The sequence below is a fragment of the Ralstonia pickettii genome, from assembly GCF_030582395.1.
GTDB classification, from domain to species: Bacteria; Pseudomonadota; Gammaproteobacteria; order Burkholderiales; family Burkholderiaceae; genus Ralstonia; species Ralstonia pickettii_D.
Genome location: NZ_CP104381.1, coordinates 3,205,892 through 3,220,034 on the forward strand (window position 1 = coordinate 3,205,892; position 14,143 = coordinate 3,220,034).

The window sequence follows — 14,143 nt, forward strand, 5'->3', positions numbered from 1 at the left end:
GGCGGGTGTTTTGCTTTTGGTGCATCCCTTGTTTCATCCCCTGCCGGGGCTGACTCACTTTCTTTGGTCTTGCCCAAAGAAAGTAAGCAAAGAAATGCGCGCCCGAGATGGCGAAAGATTCCTTGAATTTATGTCGCAGGGAGGGAGGGGAGGCAAACTCGCTTCGCTCAGACAGGCCTCCCCTCTTTTTCCTCCCTGCAACAGAAATTCAAGGCGCCATCTAGGGCAGGAAAGTCAAAGGACAAAAGCCGAACCATCTGAGCGCCAGCCCAAACGACAAAGGCCAACCGCGATGGGTTGGCCTTTCTCTTTTGACGTTGAGCCCTTGATGGCGCCTTGAATTTTCGTAAGCGGGCGGAAAAAAGGTGGGGAACTGTCTGAGCGAAGCGAGTTTTCCCCACCTCCGCCCGGTTACGCAAATTCAAGGAATCTTTCGCCATCTCGGGCGCGCCTTTCTTTTGCTTACTTTTCTTTGGCAAGACAAAGAAAAGTGAGTCGGTCCCGGCAGGGACCGAAAGGGAGATGGACCACCAGCCCCTCAAGTCCTCAAGTCCAAGTCCAAGTCCTCAAATCCTCAAAGGATCGATCTCCAACTGCCACCGCACCCCCTTCACGGTCTTGCCGATCCCCGCAAACCCCTCAGTCCAAGCCGTCAAAAGCTTCTGCAAAGCCGCCCGAGAACCCGATTCCACCAGCAACTGCGCGCGCTCGCGGTTGGCCAGCCGCACCATCGTCATCGGCACCGGGTCATGCAAGAACACTGGCGCGCCCAATTCAGCAGCCAAGGATTCACCTGCCGAGCGCGCAGCACTCAAGAATTCAAGCGCCCGCGCGACTTCCTTGTGCTCGGCGGTGAGCAGGGCTTGATAGGCAAACGGCGGCAGCCCGGCTTGCTTGCGTTCCCGCAGCAACTGGCGCGCGAAACCATCGTAATCATGTCGAACCAGCGCCTGCAGCGCCGGGGCATCCGGATACCGCGTCTGAATCAGCACCTCGCCCGCCAGGCCCGCACGGCCCGCGCGGCCTGCCACCTGCATCAGCGAGGCAAAGAGATGCTCTCCGGCCCGGAAGTCGTGCGAAAACAGCGAGGAATCGGGCGCGACCACGCCGACCAGCGTCACGCGCTGGAAGTCGTGCCCCTTGGCGACCATCTGCGTGCCGATCAGGATGTCGACGCTGCCTTCGTGCACGGTGTCGAACAGCGCTTCGGCGCTGCCCTTGCGGCGGGTGGAATCGGCGTCGATGCGGGCGACGCGGGCCTGTGGGAACAGCTCGCCGAGCGTCTCTTCGATGCGCTGGGTGCCACGCCCGAGCGGGGCGATGTCGACGTTGCCGCAGTCCGGGCAATGATGCGGGATGCGCGATTCGTACCCGCAGTGGTGGCAGCGCAGGCGCCGCTCGGGCTTGTGCAGCACCAGGTACGCCGAGCAGCGCGGACAGCCCGAGAGCCAGCCGCACGCGTCGCACGAGAGCACGGGCGCGTAGCCGCGGCGGTTGAGGAACAGCAGGCTCTGTTCGCCGCGCGCCAGGCGATCGGCAATCGCGTCGACGAGTGGTTTGGACAGGCCATCGCGAATCTGGCGCCCGGCGCGGCGCTCCAGATTCAGGTCGATGAGCGACACGCGCGGCAGCACTGCTTCGGCCTGCGCGCGCCGCGAGAGCGTCAGGCGCGTGGTGGGCGTCTGCTCGGCGCGCCACCACGTTTCCAGGGACGGCGTGGCCGAGCCCAGCACCACGGGGATGTTGCGCTGCTTGGCACGCCAGAGCGCCAGATCCCGTGCGGAATAGCGCAGGCCTTCCTGCTGCTTGTACGACGTGTCGTGTTCTTCGTCGACGAGGATGAGCGCGAGGTTGGGCAACGACGCCAGCATCGCCAGCCGCGTGCCGAGCACGATGCGCGCCTCACCGCGATGCGCGGCGAGCCAGTTCAACGCGCGCGGCTGTTCGGCCAGGCCGCTGTGCAGCGCCGCCATGGGCACGCCCGGAAAACGTGCGGCGATGCGTGCTTCCAGCTGCGGCGTCAGGTTGATCTCGGGCACCAGCATCAGCACCTGGGCCGCAGGGTCCCGCGCCAGCGCATCGGCGATGGCGTGCAGGTAGACCTCGGTCTTGCCGCTGCCGGTCACGCCGTACAACAGGAACGGGCTGAAGGAGCCAGCCGCGCCAGCTTGGGCAATGGCTGCCACGGCGGCGGCCTGCTCATCGTTCAAGGGGGGCGCGACGGAAGGCGCCGGGAGTTCGAGCGGTTGCGGCAGCAGCGCCTTCGGCCGCAGTTCTGCGCGCAGCCAGCCGACGGTGGCCCAATCGCGCAGCTTGGCAACGGCTTGCCCGTGCAGCTCGACGGCCGCGCTGGTGGATAACTCGCCATCGCCTGTCAGCGCTTCGGCCAATCGCATGGCGCCGGACGCACGTTTCGGAATGCTGTCCAGCAACGCTGCCCGGGCCGGTTCAAACATCACGTAGACGGTCTCGGTGGCCTGCCGGGCGAGGTTGTCCCAACTGCCGGGCGTGCGCCACAGCGGCGGGAGCGCCGGCAACGTCACCTCACCGAGCGCACGGTGGTAGTAACCGGCCGCAAATTCAGCGAGCGCCCGCCATTCGGCGTCGAGGGGCGGCACCCAGTCCAGCACCCGCTCCACATCGCGCAGCTTTTCCTGGGGGACGTCGGTAGTCACCGCAGTGTCGACCACCAACGCCACCACTCGCCGATTGCCGAAGGGCACGACCACCAATTGCCCCGGCAGCACAGACTGCGCACACCGGTAATCGAACACGGCGTCGAGCGGCGTATCGATCACCACCCGCGCAATGGCGGCCGACACGTTGGCATCGGAGATCGCGGCGTCGACGGAGGGGGCGGTCATGCGTAGCGCGGAGGGTTGAATTGCAAACAGATTGTTGCGATGCAGCGGCGGATCCTGCACCTGGAAAATGCGTCTTGCCCATCTCACCTTGCCTGCACAGCCATTGGTGCGCTCGGTTCAATGTTCAAGTATCACTTGAGGTTTGTGTCTTGGCGCCCTGATCGGCGACCGTTTTCCGGGCTATCCACACGGCCTGTGGATAACTTTGTTGAAAAGTCGGCGGCTGCGCCCGCAAATGCCGATAGATACGCCGTTTTTCTAGCTTGCACGATTTACGCGCACGCGGCTTTCTTTCAGAAAAATCAAACACTTATGCGTTGCGTGCACACAGCCACCCCTGTTGCGCCGCGGAAAGAACCGGCCGCGACAGCTTTGTGCATAAGTCAAGTCTTGACAGTCGGCTTACGCACCAGAAAGCGCGAAATAAATCGCTTGACACCCCTTTCGGGCCAGATGGGGCCACCGGCACGCGAGTAGTCACTCACCCCGACTGCACCAAAGCGGCGAAGATACCACCCGTGCCCCCAACTTCACGCACTACTGCGGCACGCTTCAAACGCTATCGCACCGCAACATTCAACTCACACAGAGGATTGTGCTTTCTGGCGCAGCGCGCGGCTGAAGCTGTGCACCTCGTCCACCAGCACCGACACCGCTTCGGGCGGCGTGAATTGCGAGATGCCGTGGCCGAGGTTGAAGATGTGGCCCTCGCTGTCGCCGCTGGCTGCGTAGTCTTCCAGCACGCGCCGCACCTGGGCGCAAATGGCGTCCGGCTCGGCAAACAGCACGGTCGGGTCCAGATTGCCCTGGAGCGCGACGCGCCCTGCCGTTCGCTGACGGGCGAGCTGCAGGTTGACGGTCCAGTCCACGCCCAGCGCATCCGCACCGGTCTCGGCCATGGCTTCGAGCCACAGCCCACCGCCCTTGGTGAACAGGATGACGGGCACGCGCTTGCCGTCCGCCCCGGCGCGAATACCGTTCACCACCCGCGCCATGTAGGCCAGCGAAAACTCCTGGTAGATGCCATCGGCCAGCGCCCCGCCCCAGGTATCGAACACCTGCACAGCCTGGGCACCGGCCTCAATCTGCGCATTCAGATAGTCGATCACGGCTTGGGCATTGATCTCCAGGATGCGGTGCATCAGGTCCGGGCGCGCGTAGAGCATCGACTTGACGGTGCGGAAGTCGTCCGAGCCGCCGCCTTCGACCATGTAGCAGGCGAGCGTCCACGGGCTGCCCGAGAAGCCGATGAGCGGCACACGCTGGCGGCCGTCCTGCACGAGCGCACGGCGGATTTCCGCCACGGCATCGAACACGTATTGCAGCGACGACATGTCCGGCACCGACAGCGCCGCCACATCCGCTTCCGTGCGCACCGGCTTGGCAAAACGCGGGCCTTCGCCCTGCGCGAACGACAGGCCCAGGCCCATGGCATCGGGGACGGTCAGGATGTCGGAAAACAGGATTGCCGCGTCCAACGGGTAGCGATCCAGCGGCTGCAACGTCACCTCGGTCGCATACGCCGGCGACTTGGCCAGGCCGAGAAAGCTGCCGGCGCGCGCGCGCGTGGCGTTGTACTCGGGCAGATAGCGACCCGCCTGGCGCATCAGCCACAACGGCGTGTAGTCGGTCGGCTGGCGGCGCAGGGCGCGCAGGAAGGTGTCGTTGGCGAGCGGTGCGGACATGGCGATGGACTCTTGAGGAGGGCGCCATTGTAAGGGATGGTGTTTTTCTCCCGACCTGACCCAGGCCAACATACCGAAGATCACGGCGCGGAGATCACGGCACCTTGTCCGTCTCGCCTGCGCGCTGCGGCGGCAGCTTGATCGCCATCGTCTTGAACTCCGTGCTGGTAGTCAGCGTTCCGTGCACCACGCCGCGCGGAATCACGTCCAGATCGCCCGCCCGGACCTCGCGCGGCGCATGGCCGAGCCACACGGTGGCCGTGCCCGACATGACGTACTGGAGGTCAGGCAACGTCCGCCACAGGTGAAAGGCGCGGGGGAAATTGCCGAGGCTCCATGCCAGGCAACGGAGCCCCCGGCCCGGCGCACTGAAGAAAGGGGATGACGCGTCAGGCGCTGCGCAGCTTGAACAGCCCAACCGTGCGAGCCAGACCGTGCGCCTGCTCGTTGAGCATCGAGGATGCAGCCGTCGACTGCTCCACCAGCGCGGCGTTCTGCTGCGTGGCCTGGTCCATCTCGGCGACGCTGCGATCGATCTGGCTGATACCGGTGCTTTGCTCATGCATCGCGCCGTCGATCTCGCCGATGATGCGCGCGACACGCTCGATGCCCTGCACGATTTCCTGCATCGTGGCGCCCGCAGCCTGCACGCGTTGCGCGCCGGTCTTCACGCTGGCCTCCGATGCCTGGATCAGGTCCTTGATTTCGCGGGCGGCCGTGGCGCTGCGTTGCGCCAGCGTGCGCACCTCGCCGGCCACCACGGCAAAGCCGCGGCCGTTCTCGCCGGCGCGGGCGGCTTCCACCGCGGCGTTCAGCGCGAGGATGTTGGTCTGGAACGCAATGCTGTCGATCACGCCAATGATTTCCGTAATGCGCGCCGAAGACTTGGCGATCTCGTCCATCGTGTTGACGGCGCTGGAGACGACTTCGCCGCCGCGCATGGCGGCCTCGCTTGCGTCGCTCGCCAGGCGCGTGGCCTGCACGGCCGCATCGGCGGAGTTCTTCACGCTGGTCGTCAGCTCCGTCAACGCGGCGGAGGTTTCCTGCAGGTTGCTGGCCGAAACCTCGGTGCGGTTGGACAGGTCACGGTTGCCCGCTTCGATCTCGCCCGTGGCGGACTTCATGCTGTCGACGCTGGCGCGCACTTCCAGCAGCACTTCGCCGATCTTGTCGATGAACGTGTTGAACGAGGCGCTGATCTGGGCGACTTCATCGTTGCCGACCACGGGCAGGCGGTGCGTCAGGTCGCCTCCGCCGGAGCCGATGGTGTCCATCGCATCGCGCACCTGCGACAGGCGGCGGAACGACTGCGACGTGAAGTACGCGGCGATGCCCACGGCGGCCAGCGTCAGCAGCACCATGGCCACGGCCAGCGCCTTGACGACGTTGCGCAGACCGGCTGTGGCTTCGGCCTTGTCCAACGCAATCACGAGATACCAGTCGGTGCCCTGCACAGCCTGCGCCTTGAGCAGCTTCGGCGCACCGGCCAGTTCAACCTCCAGCGGCGAGGTCGCCTTGGCCAGGTTGGCGAGCGTCTCGGCGGTCAGCGATGCCGCCACGTCGGTGGCCGGCTTGAGCATCAGCTTTGCGTCGGGGTGGGCAATGACCTGACCGTCCTTGGCGACCACGAAGGCCAGGCTCGACGGTGTCGGGTGTACCGCTGCCACCACCTCGCGCACGCCGTCGAGCGGCACTGCACCGGAGAGCGCGCCGGTGGTTTCGCCGTTCTTGACGAGCGGCGCTGCAAACGAAACGTACGGCACGCCGGTCGACACGTCGCCGTAGGGCTTGGTGACGAGCAGTTGGCCTGCGGCAAGGGCCTGCTTATACCAGGGGCGGGCCGTCGGGTCGTAATCCTTCGGCGTGGTGGCGCTGGTGGAGATGAAGCTCTTGTCGGTCCAGCCGATCGTGATGATGGGGAAGCCGTTGGCGTCGCCCATGTGCTTGCCGAAGCCTTGCGGGTCACCGTGCTCGATCACGCCCGCGGTGGCCTTGACGGCCTGCGCCTTCGCCGCGACCCATTTGTCGATGGCGAGCGTATTGCCGCTGGCGATGGCAGCCAGGTTCTGGTCGATCGATTCCATCGTGTTGGAGCGCACGATGGAATAGGTGGCAGCGCCGGACAGGGCGAGGGCGCCGACGACCGTGGCCGATGAGATGAGGAGAATTCGGGTGCGGAGAGAGGAGATCATGATTCTTCCAGGCCAAACCTTTTCCATGAATCTGACTGCGTACGGTATTTGCCGTAGCGCCCTCCAGAACCGACTGCTGGCTGTCGGGGGCCACTCAAGCTGCTACGGCACCGCACACGCGAACTTGAGGCGGCAAAACCCGTTTCTACGAAAGGATGGGGGCGATAAAAGGCAACGCCCCGCGTGATTGCCCAGGCAATCCATCGTGTTGAAACACGCGCTCATGCACGAGGCCCTTCAAATCGACCCCGCCTGCGGAAACCGCAACAACACCTGGGCGCGTTGAACACGTTGTAAGACACCCCGGCGTCGGCCCCGATTGCCGCCCCGGCACCGTTTGCAGTACCGTCGCTGGCATTCCCTACACAGCCGGGAGCCCAGCGCCATGGCCGTGCTGTTCACCATCCTGAAGATTGCCGTCGTGCTCGTGCTGGTGTCGTCACTGGCCGAGGCGATCGTGCTGTCATTGAGAAACGGCTGGGGTAGCTACGACTGGAAGGCTGCCGCCGTGTCGGTGGTGGATTTTCTGGTACGCGAGTACCCACTACGCTGGCTGCTGCCGCTGGCGTTCTGGACGCAAGGCTTGGAATGGGTCTACCAGCATCGTCTCTGGACGCTGCCGATGGACCACTGGACGGGCTGGGCCGCGTGCTTTCTTGGCCAGGAGTTCTGCTACTACTGGTACCACCGCGCCGCGCACCGGGTGCGCTGGTTCTGGTGCACGCACGCCATCCACCATTCGCCGAATGACCTGAACCTGTCCGCCGCCTACCGCTTCGGCTGGACGGGCCGGTTGACCGGCACGCTCGCGTTCTTTGCGCTGGCGCCGCTGCTGGGCATGCCGCCGCGCATCGTGCTGATGCTGCTGTCGCTCAACCTGCTGTACCAGTTCTGGATTCACGCCACCTGGATCCCCCGCCTCGGGCCCCTGGAATGGGTGCTCAACACGCCGTCGGCCCACCGTGTGCATCACGCGTCCAACCTCGAATATCTGGATGGCAATTACGGCGGCGTGCTGATCGTGTTCGACCGGCTGTTCGGCACCTACATCCCCGAACGCAAAGACGTGCCGTGCCGCTACGGCCTCGTGCGCCCGATGCGAACGTACAACCTGCTGGTGATCGAATTCGCGCACTGGCGTGCGCTCTGGCACGACCTCAAGACGGCCCGATCGGCCAGCGAAGTACTGGGTTACCTGTTCCGCCCGCCGGGCTGGCGGCCCGACGGCCATGGCGAAACGACGGAGGATCTGCGTCGCCGCGCCGAGCTCATTCCTGACGAGCCCGCCGTCGCACCGGCCGTTGCTGCCAACTGACCTACGGCAACCGCAGCGTCTGCGCCAAGTGCCCGTACACCACGGCAATCCGCCGTAAGTGGCGCGATTCCGGATGGGTCAGCAGCCACAGTTCCGATTGATTGGCATCTTGCAGATCCCGCAGCGGCACCAGATCGCGGCGCTCCTGCGCCATCAGCAGGGGAAGGATCCCGACGCCCACCCCCATCCCCACCATCTCGGCCGCGATCTGCAGGCTGTTGACGAAGTACGTGGGCATGACCTTGGGGAAATGGCGTTTGCGCCAACCCACCGACGGGTGATCGGGAATCGCGTCGTCGACCGCCACCCACGGCGTGCGGCCCGCTTCGACATCGGCGTAGGTGATGCCGCTTGCGCGCCCGGCGTATAGCCCCACGCGAATCGAGCCGATGCGTTTGCCCACCAAATGCTGGGGCGGACGGTGCGTGGCCCGCACGGCAATGTCGGCATCGCGCCGGGTCAGGCTGGCCAACTCGTTGCTCACCCGGAGGTCGTAGCGCAGATGCGGATGCTGAGCCTGCAGCGCCTTCAACGCGGGCGCGACCAGGCCGACGAGGATGGTGTCCGTAGTGGTGATGCGTACCGTGCCCGACACCTGATCGGGCACCGCATGCACCGCCGATCGCGCGGCCTCGAGCGCCGATTCCACCTGCTCGGCCTGTTCCGCCAGCGCGTGCGCCAGGTCCCCCGCCAAGTAGCCCGTGCGCGACCGCGCAAACAGCGTGGTGCCCAGCCCGCGCTCGATGCGCTGCAAGGACCGGAATACCGTGGACGCATCCACGCCAAGCCGTTCGCCGGCCGCTGCCAGCGTGCCCGTACGCACCATCGCCAGCACGATCTCAAGGTCTGCCGCGCTCAATCGGTATTGCGTTTGTGCAAGCATGATTTACTGCTCCGCCTATTTCAATGGCACTGGCGCAATCCTACAGTGTCGTCACCGCCGCCGTTGGCGGCTTCCCAACCTGTTCACGAGACGATGACCATGAAGCTCTATTACTCCGCCGGCGCCTGCTCGCTGGCTGTGCATATCGCCCTGCGCGAAGTGGGTGCGCAGTTTGACCTGACCGCCGTCGACCTGACCAAGCACCTCACCGCTGACGGCACGGATTTCTATACGATTTCGCCGCGCGGTTACGTGCCGCTGCTGGAACTGGCCGACGGCTCGCGCCACACCGAAGGCGCTGCGCTGCTGCAATATGTGGCCGACCTCGACCCGGCGCAGGCGTTGATCGGCAAGCCTGGGAGTGCGCACCGCCTGGCCGTGATCGAATGGCTCGCCTTTGTCAGCACCGAACTGCATAAAGGCTTCGGCCCGCTCTGGTACAAGGACACCCCCGAAGCCACGCGCCAAGGCGCTAAAGACAAGCTGGCCAGGCGCTTTGCCGAACTCGACGCGCGCCTTGCCAAACAGCCATACCTGGCCGACACCTACAGCGTGGCCGACGCCTACGCCTTTGCGGTGCTGAACTGGACGAACATCCTGGCGCTGCCGATGGGCGCCTATCCGAATGTGCAGGCGTATATGGCCCGGGTGGCTGCACGGCCGCACGTGGTTGAAGCGTTGACGGCGGAAGGCCTGATCAAGGCTGACGCGACCAGCGCTGTCGCCTGATCCGTCGCCCGGGATCGGCGGGGCTTAAACACAACCGCTGATCCCTCCCCCTACTCCGCCTAACGTTTGCGGAACGTCTTACAACACATCCCCATGTTGTAGATAGGCTCTATCTGCGGGGCATGGCGCGTTGTCACACGTGCGTCGCTACAATCGCACGCTTTGCGTCTTCTGCAGTCCGCAGGTCTCCCCATGTTCAAGCACGTTGTTCTCGCCCTGGCCGTTGCGGTTTCGGGCTTGCCGGTTCTCGCGCGCGCGGAAGTGCGCGGCGCAGGTTCGACCGCCGCTGCGCCGGTCTATCGTGTCTGGTCGGCGGGGTATGCCGCATCATCAGGCGTCACGCTCAGCTATGACGCGGTGGGCTCCGGGGAAGGTCTGAAGCGCATCCGCGCGGGCGCCGTCGATTTCGGGGCGTCGGACGTGCCGCTCTCCAGCGCCGAGGCAGCCAAGGCCGGCCTCGTCTGCGTGCCGTCGGTCGTGACGGGTGCGGTGCCGTTCGTGAATCTGCCGGGCGTACCACGCGGTCAACTCAAATTGACGGGCGAACTGCTGGCGCAGATCTTCCTCGGCAAGGTCGAGAGCTGGGATGCGCCCGAGCTGCGCGCGCTGAACCCCGGTGTGACGCTGCCCAAGCTGAAGATCCATCCGGTCGTGCGCGCCGATGGCTCAGGTACGACGTACCACTTCACCGACTATCTGAGTGCAGTCAGCGCCGACTGGAAAAGCGCTTACGGCACCAAGTCGACGATCAACTGGCCGGCAGGCTTCACCGCGGCAAAGGGAAGCGGCGATGTGGTCAAGGCGGTGCAGGCCACGCCCGGCGCCATCGGTTACGTCGACTACAACTACATCCTCGACAACGACCTGAGCGGCGTGCAACTGCGCAATGTGGCAGGCCGCTTCGTGAGCGCCCAGGTGAGCGGCTTCCGCGAGGCCGTGATGCAGAGCGCGTGGAACCGCAAGGGCGACTTCACCGCGCCCTTGGTGAACCTGCCGGGGGCGGAGACGTGGCCGATCACCATGGGCACCTTCATCATCGTGCCGGCGGTCAGTGCGTCGGGCCCACGCACGCTAGCCGCGCTGAAGTTCCTGACGTGGGGCTACTTCCACGGCGACGAGCTGGCCGCGCGTGCGAAGTTCGTGCCGCTGCCCGAGCGCGTGCAGGCGATTGCGTATCGCGAACTGGCACGCGTGACGGATGCATCGGGCGCAGCCATCGGCCTCCAGAGCATGCCCGCAAACTGGGGGAAATGATCCTTGCCGGTGCAGTGTCTGCCCGGCAACAGCACCGTTTTGATGCCGCGCACATGCCCCGCTGAAAGCTTTGCAACAAGGCTGGATTGTTCCGGCGTGTTTCCTATAGTGATCACTCGCCGCGCACGACAGCCCCGCGCGTCACTGCCAAAGCAACGACGGGAGGGAATCATGGGCACCGCCATCGCAGACCAGGACGAGCAGATCCAGCAGATCGCACAGGACACCGGCGCACCGGCCGATCTCGTCCGCGAGCAGTACATGCAGACAATGCGCACATTGGCCGCCGATGCCAGCGTGCACGACTATCTCTCGCTGTTTGTCACACGCCGGGTGCTCGCCGCGTTCCGCCCGCGCCGGACGCCGACGCGCTAGCCCTGCCCTCCGCTTATTCCTCGCTGATCATCCCGACGAATGCATGCGCCGCGCGGCGCATCCACTCGCGTGCGCGCTCTGCCTCGAACTGGATTCGCGCGAAAGCGTGTGTCATGCCCGACGCCTCGATGGTGATGACCTGCGCGCCGTGCTGCACGAGATAGTCGGCGTATTGCAGGCCGTCGTCGCGCAGCACATCGTGCGCGGCCACGATGACGACCGTATCGGGCGGCGTATAGGCCGGCGGGCGTGCCATCAGGAAGATGCGGGGGTCCTGCTCGGCGAGTGGTTTGGCGAGGGCTTCAGCGCCGATGTATTTCTCCCAGTACCAGCGCATTTCATCGCGTGTGAGACCCGGGCCTTGTGCAAACGCGTTGTAGCTCTCGCTGCCGAAAGCCGGCGTGGTGACGGGGTACAGCAGGAACTGCGCGCTGACGAGACCAGGACGCATGCCCTGCGCAGCCTGCACCGCGAGATGGCCGCCCGCGCTGTCGCCGCCCACCGCGATGAAGTCCGGATCGAAGCCGAGGTGCGCGCGCTGCTCCGCCAGATACGCGAGCGCGTCGCGTGCATCGTCGGCCGGCGTGGGAAACGCGTGCTCGGGCGCAAGGCGGTAATCGACACTCACCACGGCGCAACGCGTGTCCAGGGCCAGCAATGCAGCAAGCATGCGGTGCGTTGTGCGCGGTGCGCCGACCACCCATCCGCCACCGTGAAACCACACCAGCAAACGCGGCGTTGCCACACCCTTCGGACGAAAGACGATGGCGTCGAGCGTGCGCCCGGCAAGCGGCAGGCTGAGATCGGAAACTTCAACGCCGTCAGGATCGGGACGATCGGACACAGCCGCAATCGCCTCGAATCGCGCGCGCTGTGCGACGGCATCTTCAGGTGGCGGCAAGGCGCCGAACTGGTCGGCAAGACGTTGGTAGAACTGCAGGATGTGCGGATCGACAGCCATGATGTAAGCGGGATGCGATGACCGCCCGAGTGTAGCGCGCCGCGCTGGCTTCAATCGCCCGATAGGTCAGGAATCCAAACGGCGGGAGCGGCAGTGCCGCTGTGTCTCTCACGGGGCATCGGTACAGCGTTCATTTTTGCTCGCCAATACCGAGTCGCCAGTGTTCGATCTTTGTGCAGCGGTCTTGCACTGCCGGAATGCCGGCGTTGCGCGCCACGGCCATCGCCTCGTCGTTCACGATGCCGAGCTGCACCCAGATGCCGCCCACGCCCAACGTCACGGCTTCCTGGACCACGGGCAGAACCTGTTCTGAGCGACGGAAGATATCGACCAGATCGATGCGCTGGCCCGCGGCGGCCAGGGTCGTCGCCGCTTCGGTGAGCGTGGCATAGCAGGGCTCGCCGAGCACGTCTTCGCCCGCGTGCTGCGGATTGACGGGCACGATGCGATAGCCGGCCTGCTGCAGATAGCGCGCCACGTCATAGCTGGGCCGCGTGGGGCGCGGCGACAGCCCGACCACGGCGATGGTCTTGCCTGACAGCAGCCCGCGCATGGCGGCTTGCTCGTCGACGTAGGAAGGATTGGCGGACATGGTTGGCGATGCAGAGGCAATCAGGTTGTGGGCCGCTTGCAGGCGGTGCCTAGGTCGTCAAAGCGCACGGCGGCACGGAACGCGCCCGACGAATACGGCCCCACCTCATACGGCCCGTAGTGCACGACGATACGGTCACCTTGCAGCGTAAACGGAAACGCGGCGTTACGCAGGTCGCGCTCCTTCAGCGCGCCGCGTGGCGCATCAGGTGCGCCTTCGCGCTTGAGCGCATCGACAACCTGCGTATTGAAACTCTGCAGGCAGGCAGGCGTGGGGTTCAGCACATCGGCCAGGGCGATGGGCTGAAAACCTTGGCCGGTGCGTCGCCAGTTGCCGGCCGTGAAGCTGTAGTTGCCATGCGCGCCGCCGCTGTACGCCCAGACCATGCGCAACAGGCTCACGGTGTCGCCCAGGCCGACGGCGCTGATGCGGATGACGCATTCGGTGTCGTATTGGTCGCACTTGCGCACACGCAGCGACTGGATCAGCGCGTCGACGGCGGCATCGCCCGTCACCGGATAGCGCTCAGTCAGCTTGGCCTGGCCGGAGCCGCCCGTGGCTTCCTGATAGCGCGCCCCGCGCTTGAGCGTGAAGGGCTGGCTGCGGCCACCGTCGCTCCAGGTGCCGGTTGCAGTGGCGCCGTCGGCGGAGAGTGCACCGGAAAGGGTGCCGCCCTCGCGCACCACGGGCTGGCCGGCCGCATCGAGCGCTTCCGCGCGCTCGCGCCACACGAAGCGGCGTTCGGGCACGTTGCGGCCTTCGATGGTCCAGAAGGCGCGGCCTTGAGGGCGATCGTCGTACGCTTCGCCGGTCAGCGTCTCGGCCACCGGGTCCTTGTCTTTGTCCTGCTCTTTGGGTGGCACGTCGTACACGTTCAGCCACACGTTCCAGCCAGGGCTGTCGGCGCCCTTGCCCACCGTGCCCTGCCAGAAACTGCCGGCCTGACGCTCGTGCTGCTCTTTCGTTTTTGCAAGAGGGACAGTTGGTGCAGAAGCAACAGGTGCGGAGGCTGCCGGCGCACTTGCCGAGCTGGCAGGCGCAGCAGCAGCCGCTTCTGTGCCGCCCTGTGCGGCCCCGACCCCGCCGAGTGCCCCGATCAAGGTAACAAAAACGCCGGCTCTCACCGGCTTCCGCAACACATGGTGCATCGCATGCCTGTGCATGCCTCCCTCCTATCAAAGCGACACCCCAGACTAGGACACGCCCCGCTGGTTCGCCTTCTTCCAAGCTCCGTCTGCCTAAGCGGCAAGTCGATGGGACTGTGCAGGTGCAGCAGGCGTTCCCCGGACATCC

General features: G+C 65.5%; 11 protein-coding genes and 1 pseudogene. 4 read left to right on the forward strand and 8 right to left on the reverse strand.

All coding sequences use genetic code 11. The features are described from left to right. Positions 1-566: 566 nt before the first annotated feature. The 4 genes and pseudogenes from N5B55_RS15465 to N5B55_RS15480 form a co-directional block, all read right to left on the reverse strand. Positions 567-2,864: a primosomal protein N' gene (locus N5B55_RS15465; protein WP_304538593.1), complete on the reverse strand. Its 2,298-nt coding sequence runs from the start codon at positions 2,862-2,864 to the stop codon at positions 567-569. Between the two features lie 581 nt (positions 2,865-3,445). Then, positions 3,446-4,549, reverse strand: coding sequence for a uroporphyrinogen decarboxylase (gene hemE, locus N5B55_RS15470; protein ID WP_304538594.1), 1,104 nt, complete (start codon positions 4,547-4,549; stop codon positions 3,446-3,448). A gap of 94 nt (positions 4,550-4,643) precedes the next feature. Further along, positions 4,644-4,835, reverse strand: a pseudogene (locus N5B55_RS15475) (cupin domain-containing protein); the annotation flags it as partial. Positions 4,836-4,938: 103 nt separating this feature from the next. Next, positions 4,939-6,741: a methyl-accepting chemotaxis protein gene (locus tag N5B55_RS15480; RefSeq protein ID WP_037028119.1), complete on the reverse strand. Its 1,803-nt coding sequence runs from the start codon at positions 6,739-6,741 to the stop codon at positions 4,939-4,941. A 385-nt stretch (positions 6,742-7,126) separates the two neighbouring features. On the opposite strand from N5B55_RS15480, the gene N5B55_RS15485 reads away from it, so the two are divergent. After that, a complete protein-coding gene (locus tag N5B55_RS15485; RefSeq protein ID WP_304538596.1) occupies positions 7,127-8,056 on the forward strand; it encodes a sterol desaturase family protein in 930 nt (309 codons plus the stop codon). 1 nt (position 8,057) lies between these two features. On the opposite strand, the gene N5B55_RS15490 is transcribed toward N5B55_RS15485, so the two are convergent. Then, positions 8,058-8,939 (reverse strand): LysR family transcriptional regulator, encoded by an 882-nt coding sequence (locus N5B55_RS15490; RefSeq protein WP_304538597.1) that lies wholly within the window; start codon positions 8,937-8,939, stop codon positions 8,058-8,060. Between the two features lie 99 nt (positions 8,940-9,038). Here N5B55_RS15490 and gstA point away from each other — a divergent pair, with 99 nt between their 5' ends. The 3 genes from gstA (at position 9,039) to N5B55_RS15505 (ending at position 11,297) form a co-directional block, all read left to right on the forward strand. Continuing rightward, complete coding sequence (gstA, locus tag N5B55_RS15495) at positions 9,039-9,668, forward strand: glutathione transferase GstA (RefSeq protein WP_304538598.1); 630 nt, start codon at positions 9,039-9,041, stop codon at positions 9,666-9,668. 192 nt (positions 9,669-9,860) lie between these two features. Next, the gene (gene pstS, locus N5B55_RS15500; RefSeq protein WP_304538599.1) at positions 9,861-10,922 is read left to right on the forward strand and encodes a phosphate ABC transporter substrate-binding protein PstS; all 1,062 of its coding nucleotides are present in this window, start codon (positions 9,861-9,863) and stop codon (positions 10,920-10,922) included. 171 nt (positions 10,923-11,093) lie between these two features. After that, complete coding sequence (locus N5B55_RS15505) at positions 11,094-11,297, forward strand: DUF3562 domain-containing protein (RefSeq protein ID WP_304538600.1); 204 nt, start codon at positions 11,094-11,096, stop codon at positions 11,295-11,297. A gap of 13 nt (positions 11,298-11,310) precedes the next feature. Here N5B55_RS15505 and N5B55_RS15510 read toward each other — a convergent pair whose 3' ends face one another. The 3 genes from N5B55_RS15510 to N5B55_RS15520 all read right to left on the reverse strand — a co-directional run bounded on the left by N5B55_RS15510 (position 11,311) and on the right by N5B55_RS15520 (position 14,013). Then, complete coding sequence (locus N5B55_RS15510; protein WP_304538601.1) at positions 11,311-12,258, reverse strand: alpha/beta hydrolase; 948 nt, start codon at positions 12,256-12,258, stop codon at positions 11,311-11,313. A 130-nt stretch (positions 12,259-12,388) separates the two neighbouring features. Further along, complete coding sequence (locus N5B55_RS15515; RefSeq protein ID WP_304538602.1) at positions 12,389-12,850, reverse strand: CoA-binding protein; 462 nt, start codon at positions 12,848-12,850, stop codon at positions 12,389-12,391. Positions 12,851-12,870: 20 nt separating this feature from the next. Then, positions 12,871-14,013, reverse strand: coding sequence for an RsiV family protein (locus N5B55_RS15520; protein ID WP_304538603.1), 1,143 nt, complete (start codon positions 14,011-14,013; stop codon positions 12,871-12,873). Positions 14,014-14,143 lie beyond the last annotated feature (130 nt).

Coding starts and splice junctions, on each gene's coding strand:
- hemE (WP_304538594.1), bottom strand. CDS start 4,549: ATGTCCGCACCGCTCGCCAACGACACCTTCCTGCGCGCCCTGCGCCGC.
- N5B55_RS15465 (WP_304538593.1), bottom strand. CDS start 2,864: ATGACCGCCCCCTCCGTCGACGCCGCGATCTCCGATGCCAACGTGTCG.
- pstS (WP_304538599.1), top strand. CDS start 9,861: ATGTTCAAGCACGTTGTTCTCGCCCTGGCCGTTGCGGTTTCGGGCTTG.
- N5B55_RS15510 (WP_304538601.1), bottom strand. CDS start 12,258: ATGGCTGTCGATCCGCACATCCTGCAGTTCTACCAACGTCTTGCCGAC.
- N5B55_RS15505 (WP_304538600.1), top strand. CDS start 11,094: ATGGGCACCGCCATCGCAGACCAGGACGAGCAGATCCAGCAGATCGCA.
- N5B55_RS15520 (WP_304538603.1), bottom strand. CDS start 14,013: ATGCACAGGCATGCGATGCACCATGTGTTGCGGAAGCCGGTGAGAGCC.
- N5B55_RS15485 (WP_304538596.1), top strand. CDS start 7,127: ATGGCCGTGCTGTTCACCATCCTGAAGATTGCCGTCGTGCTCGTGCTG.
- N5B55_RS15490 (WP_304538597.1), bottom strand. CDS start 8,939: ATGCTTGCACAAACGCAATACCGATTGAGCGCGGCAGACCTTGAGATC.
- gstA (WP_304538598.1), top strand. CDS start 9,039: ATGAAGCTCTATTACTCCGCCGGCGCCTGCTCGCTGGCTGTGCATATC.
- N5B55_RS15515 (WP_304538602.1), bottom strand. CDS start 12,850: ATGTCCGCCAATCCTTCCTACGTCGACGAGCAAGCCGCCATGCGCGGG.
- N5B55_RS15480 (WP_037028119.1), bottom strand. CDS start 6,741: ATGATCTCCTCTCTCCGCACCCGAATTCTCCTCATCTCATCGGCCACG.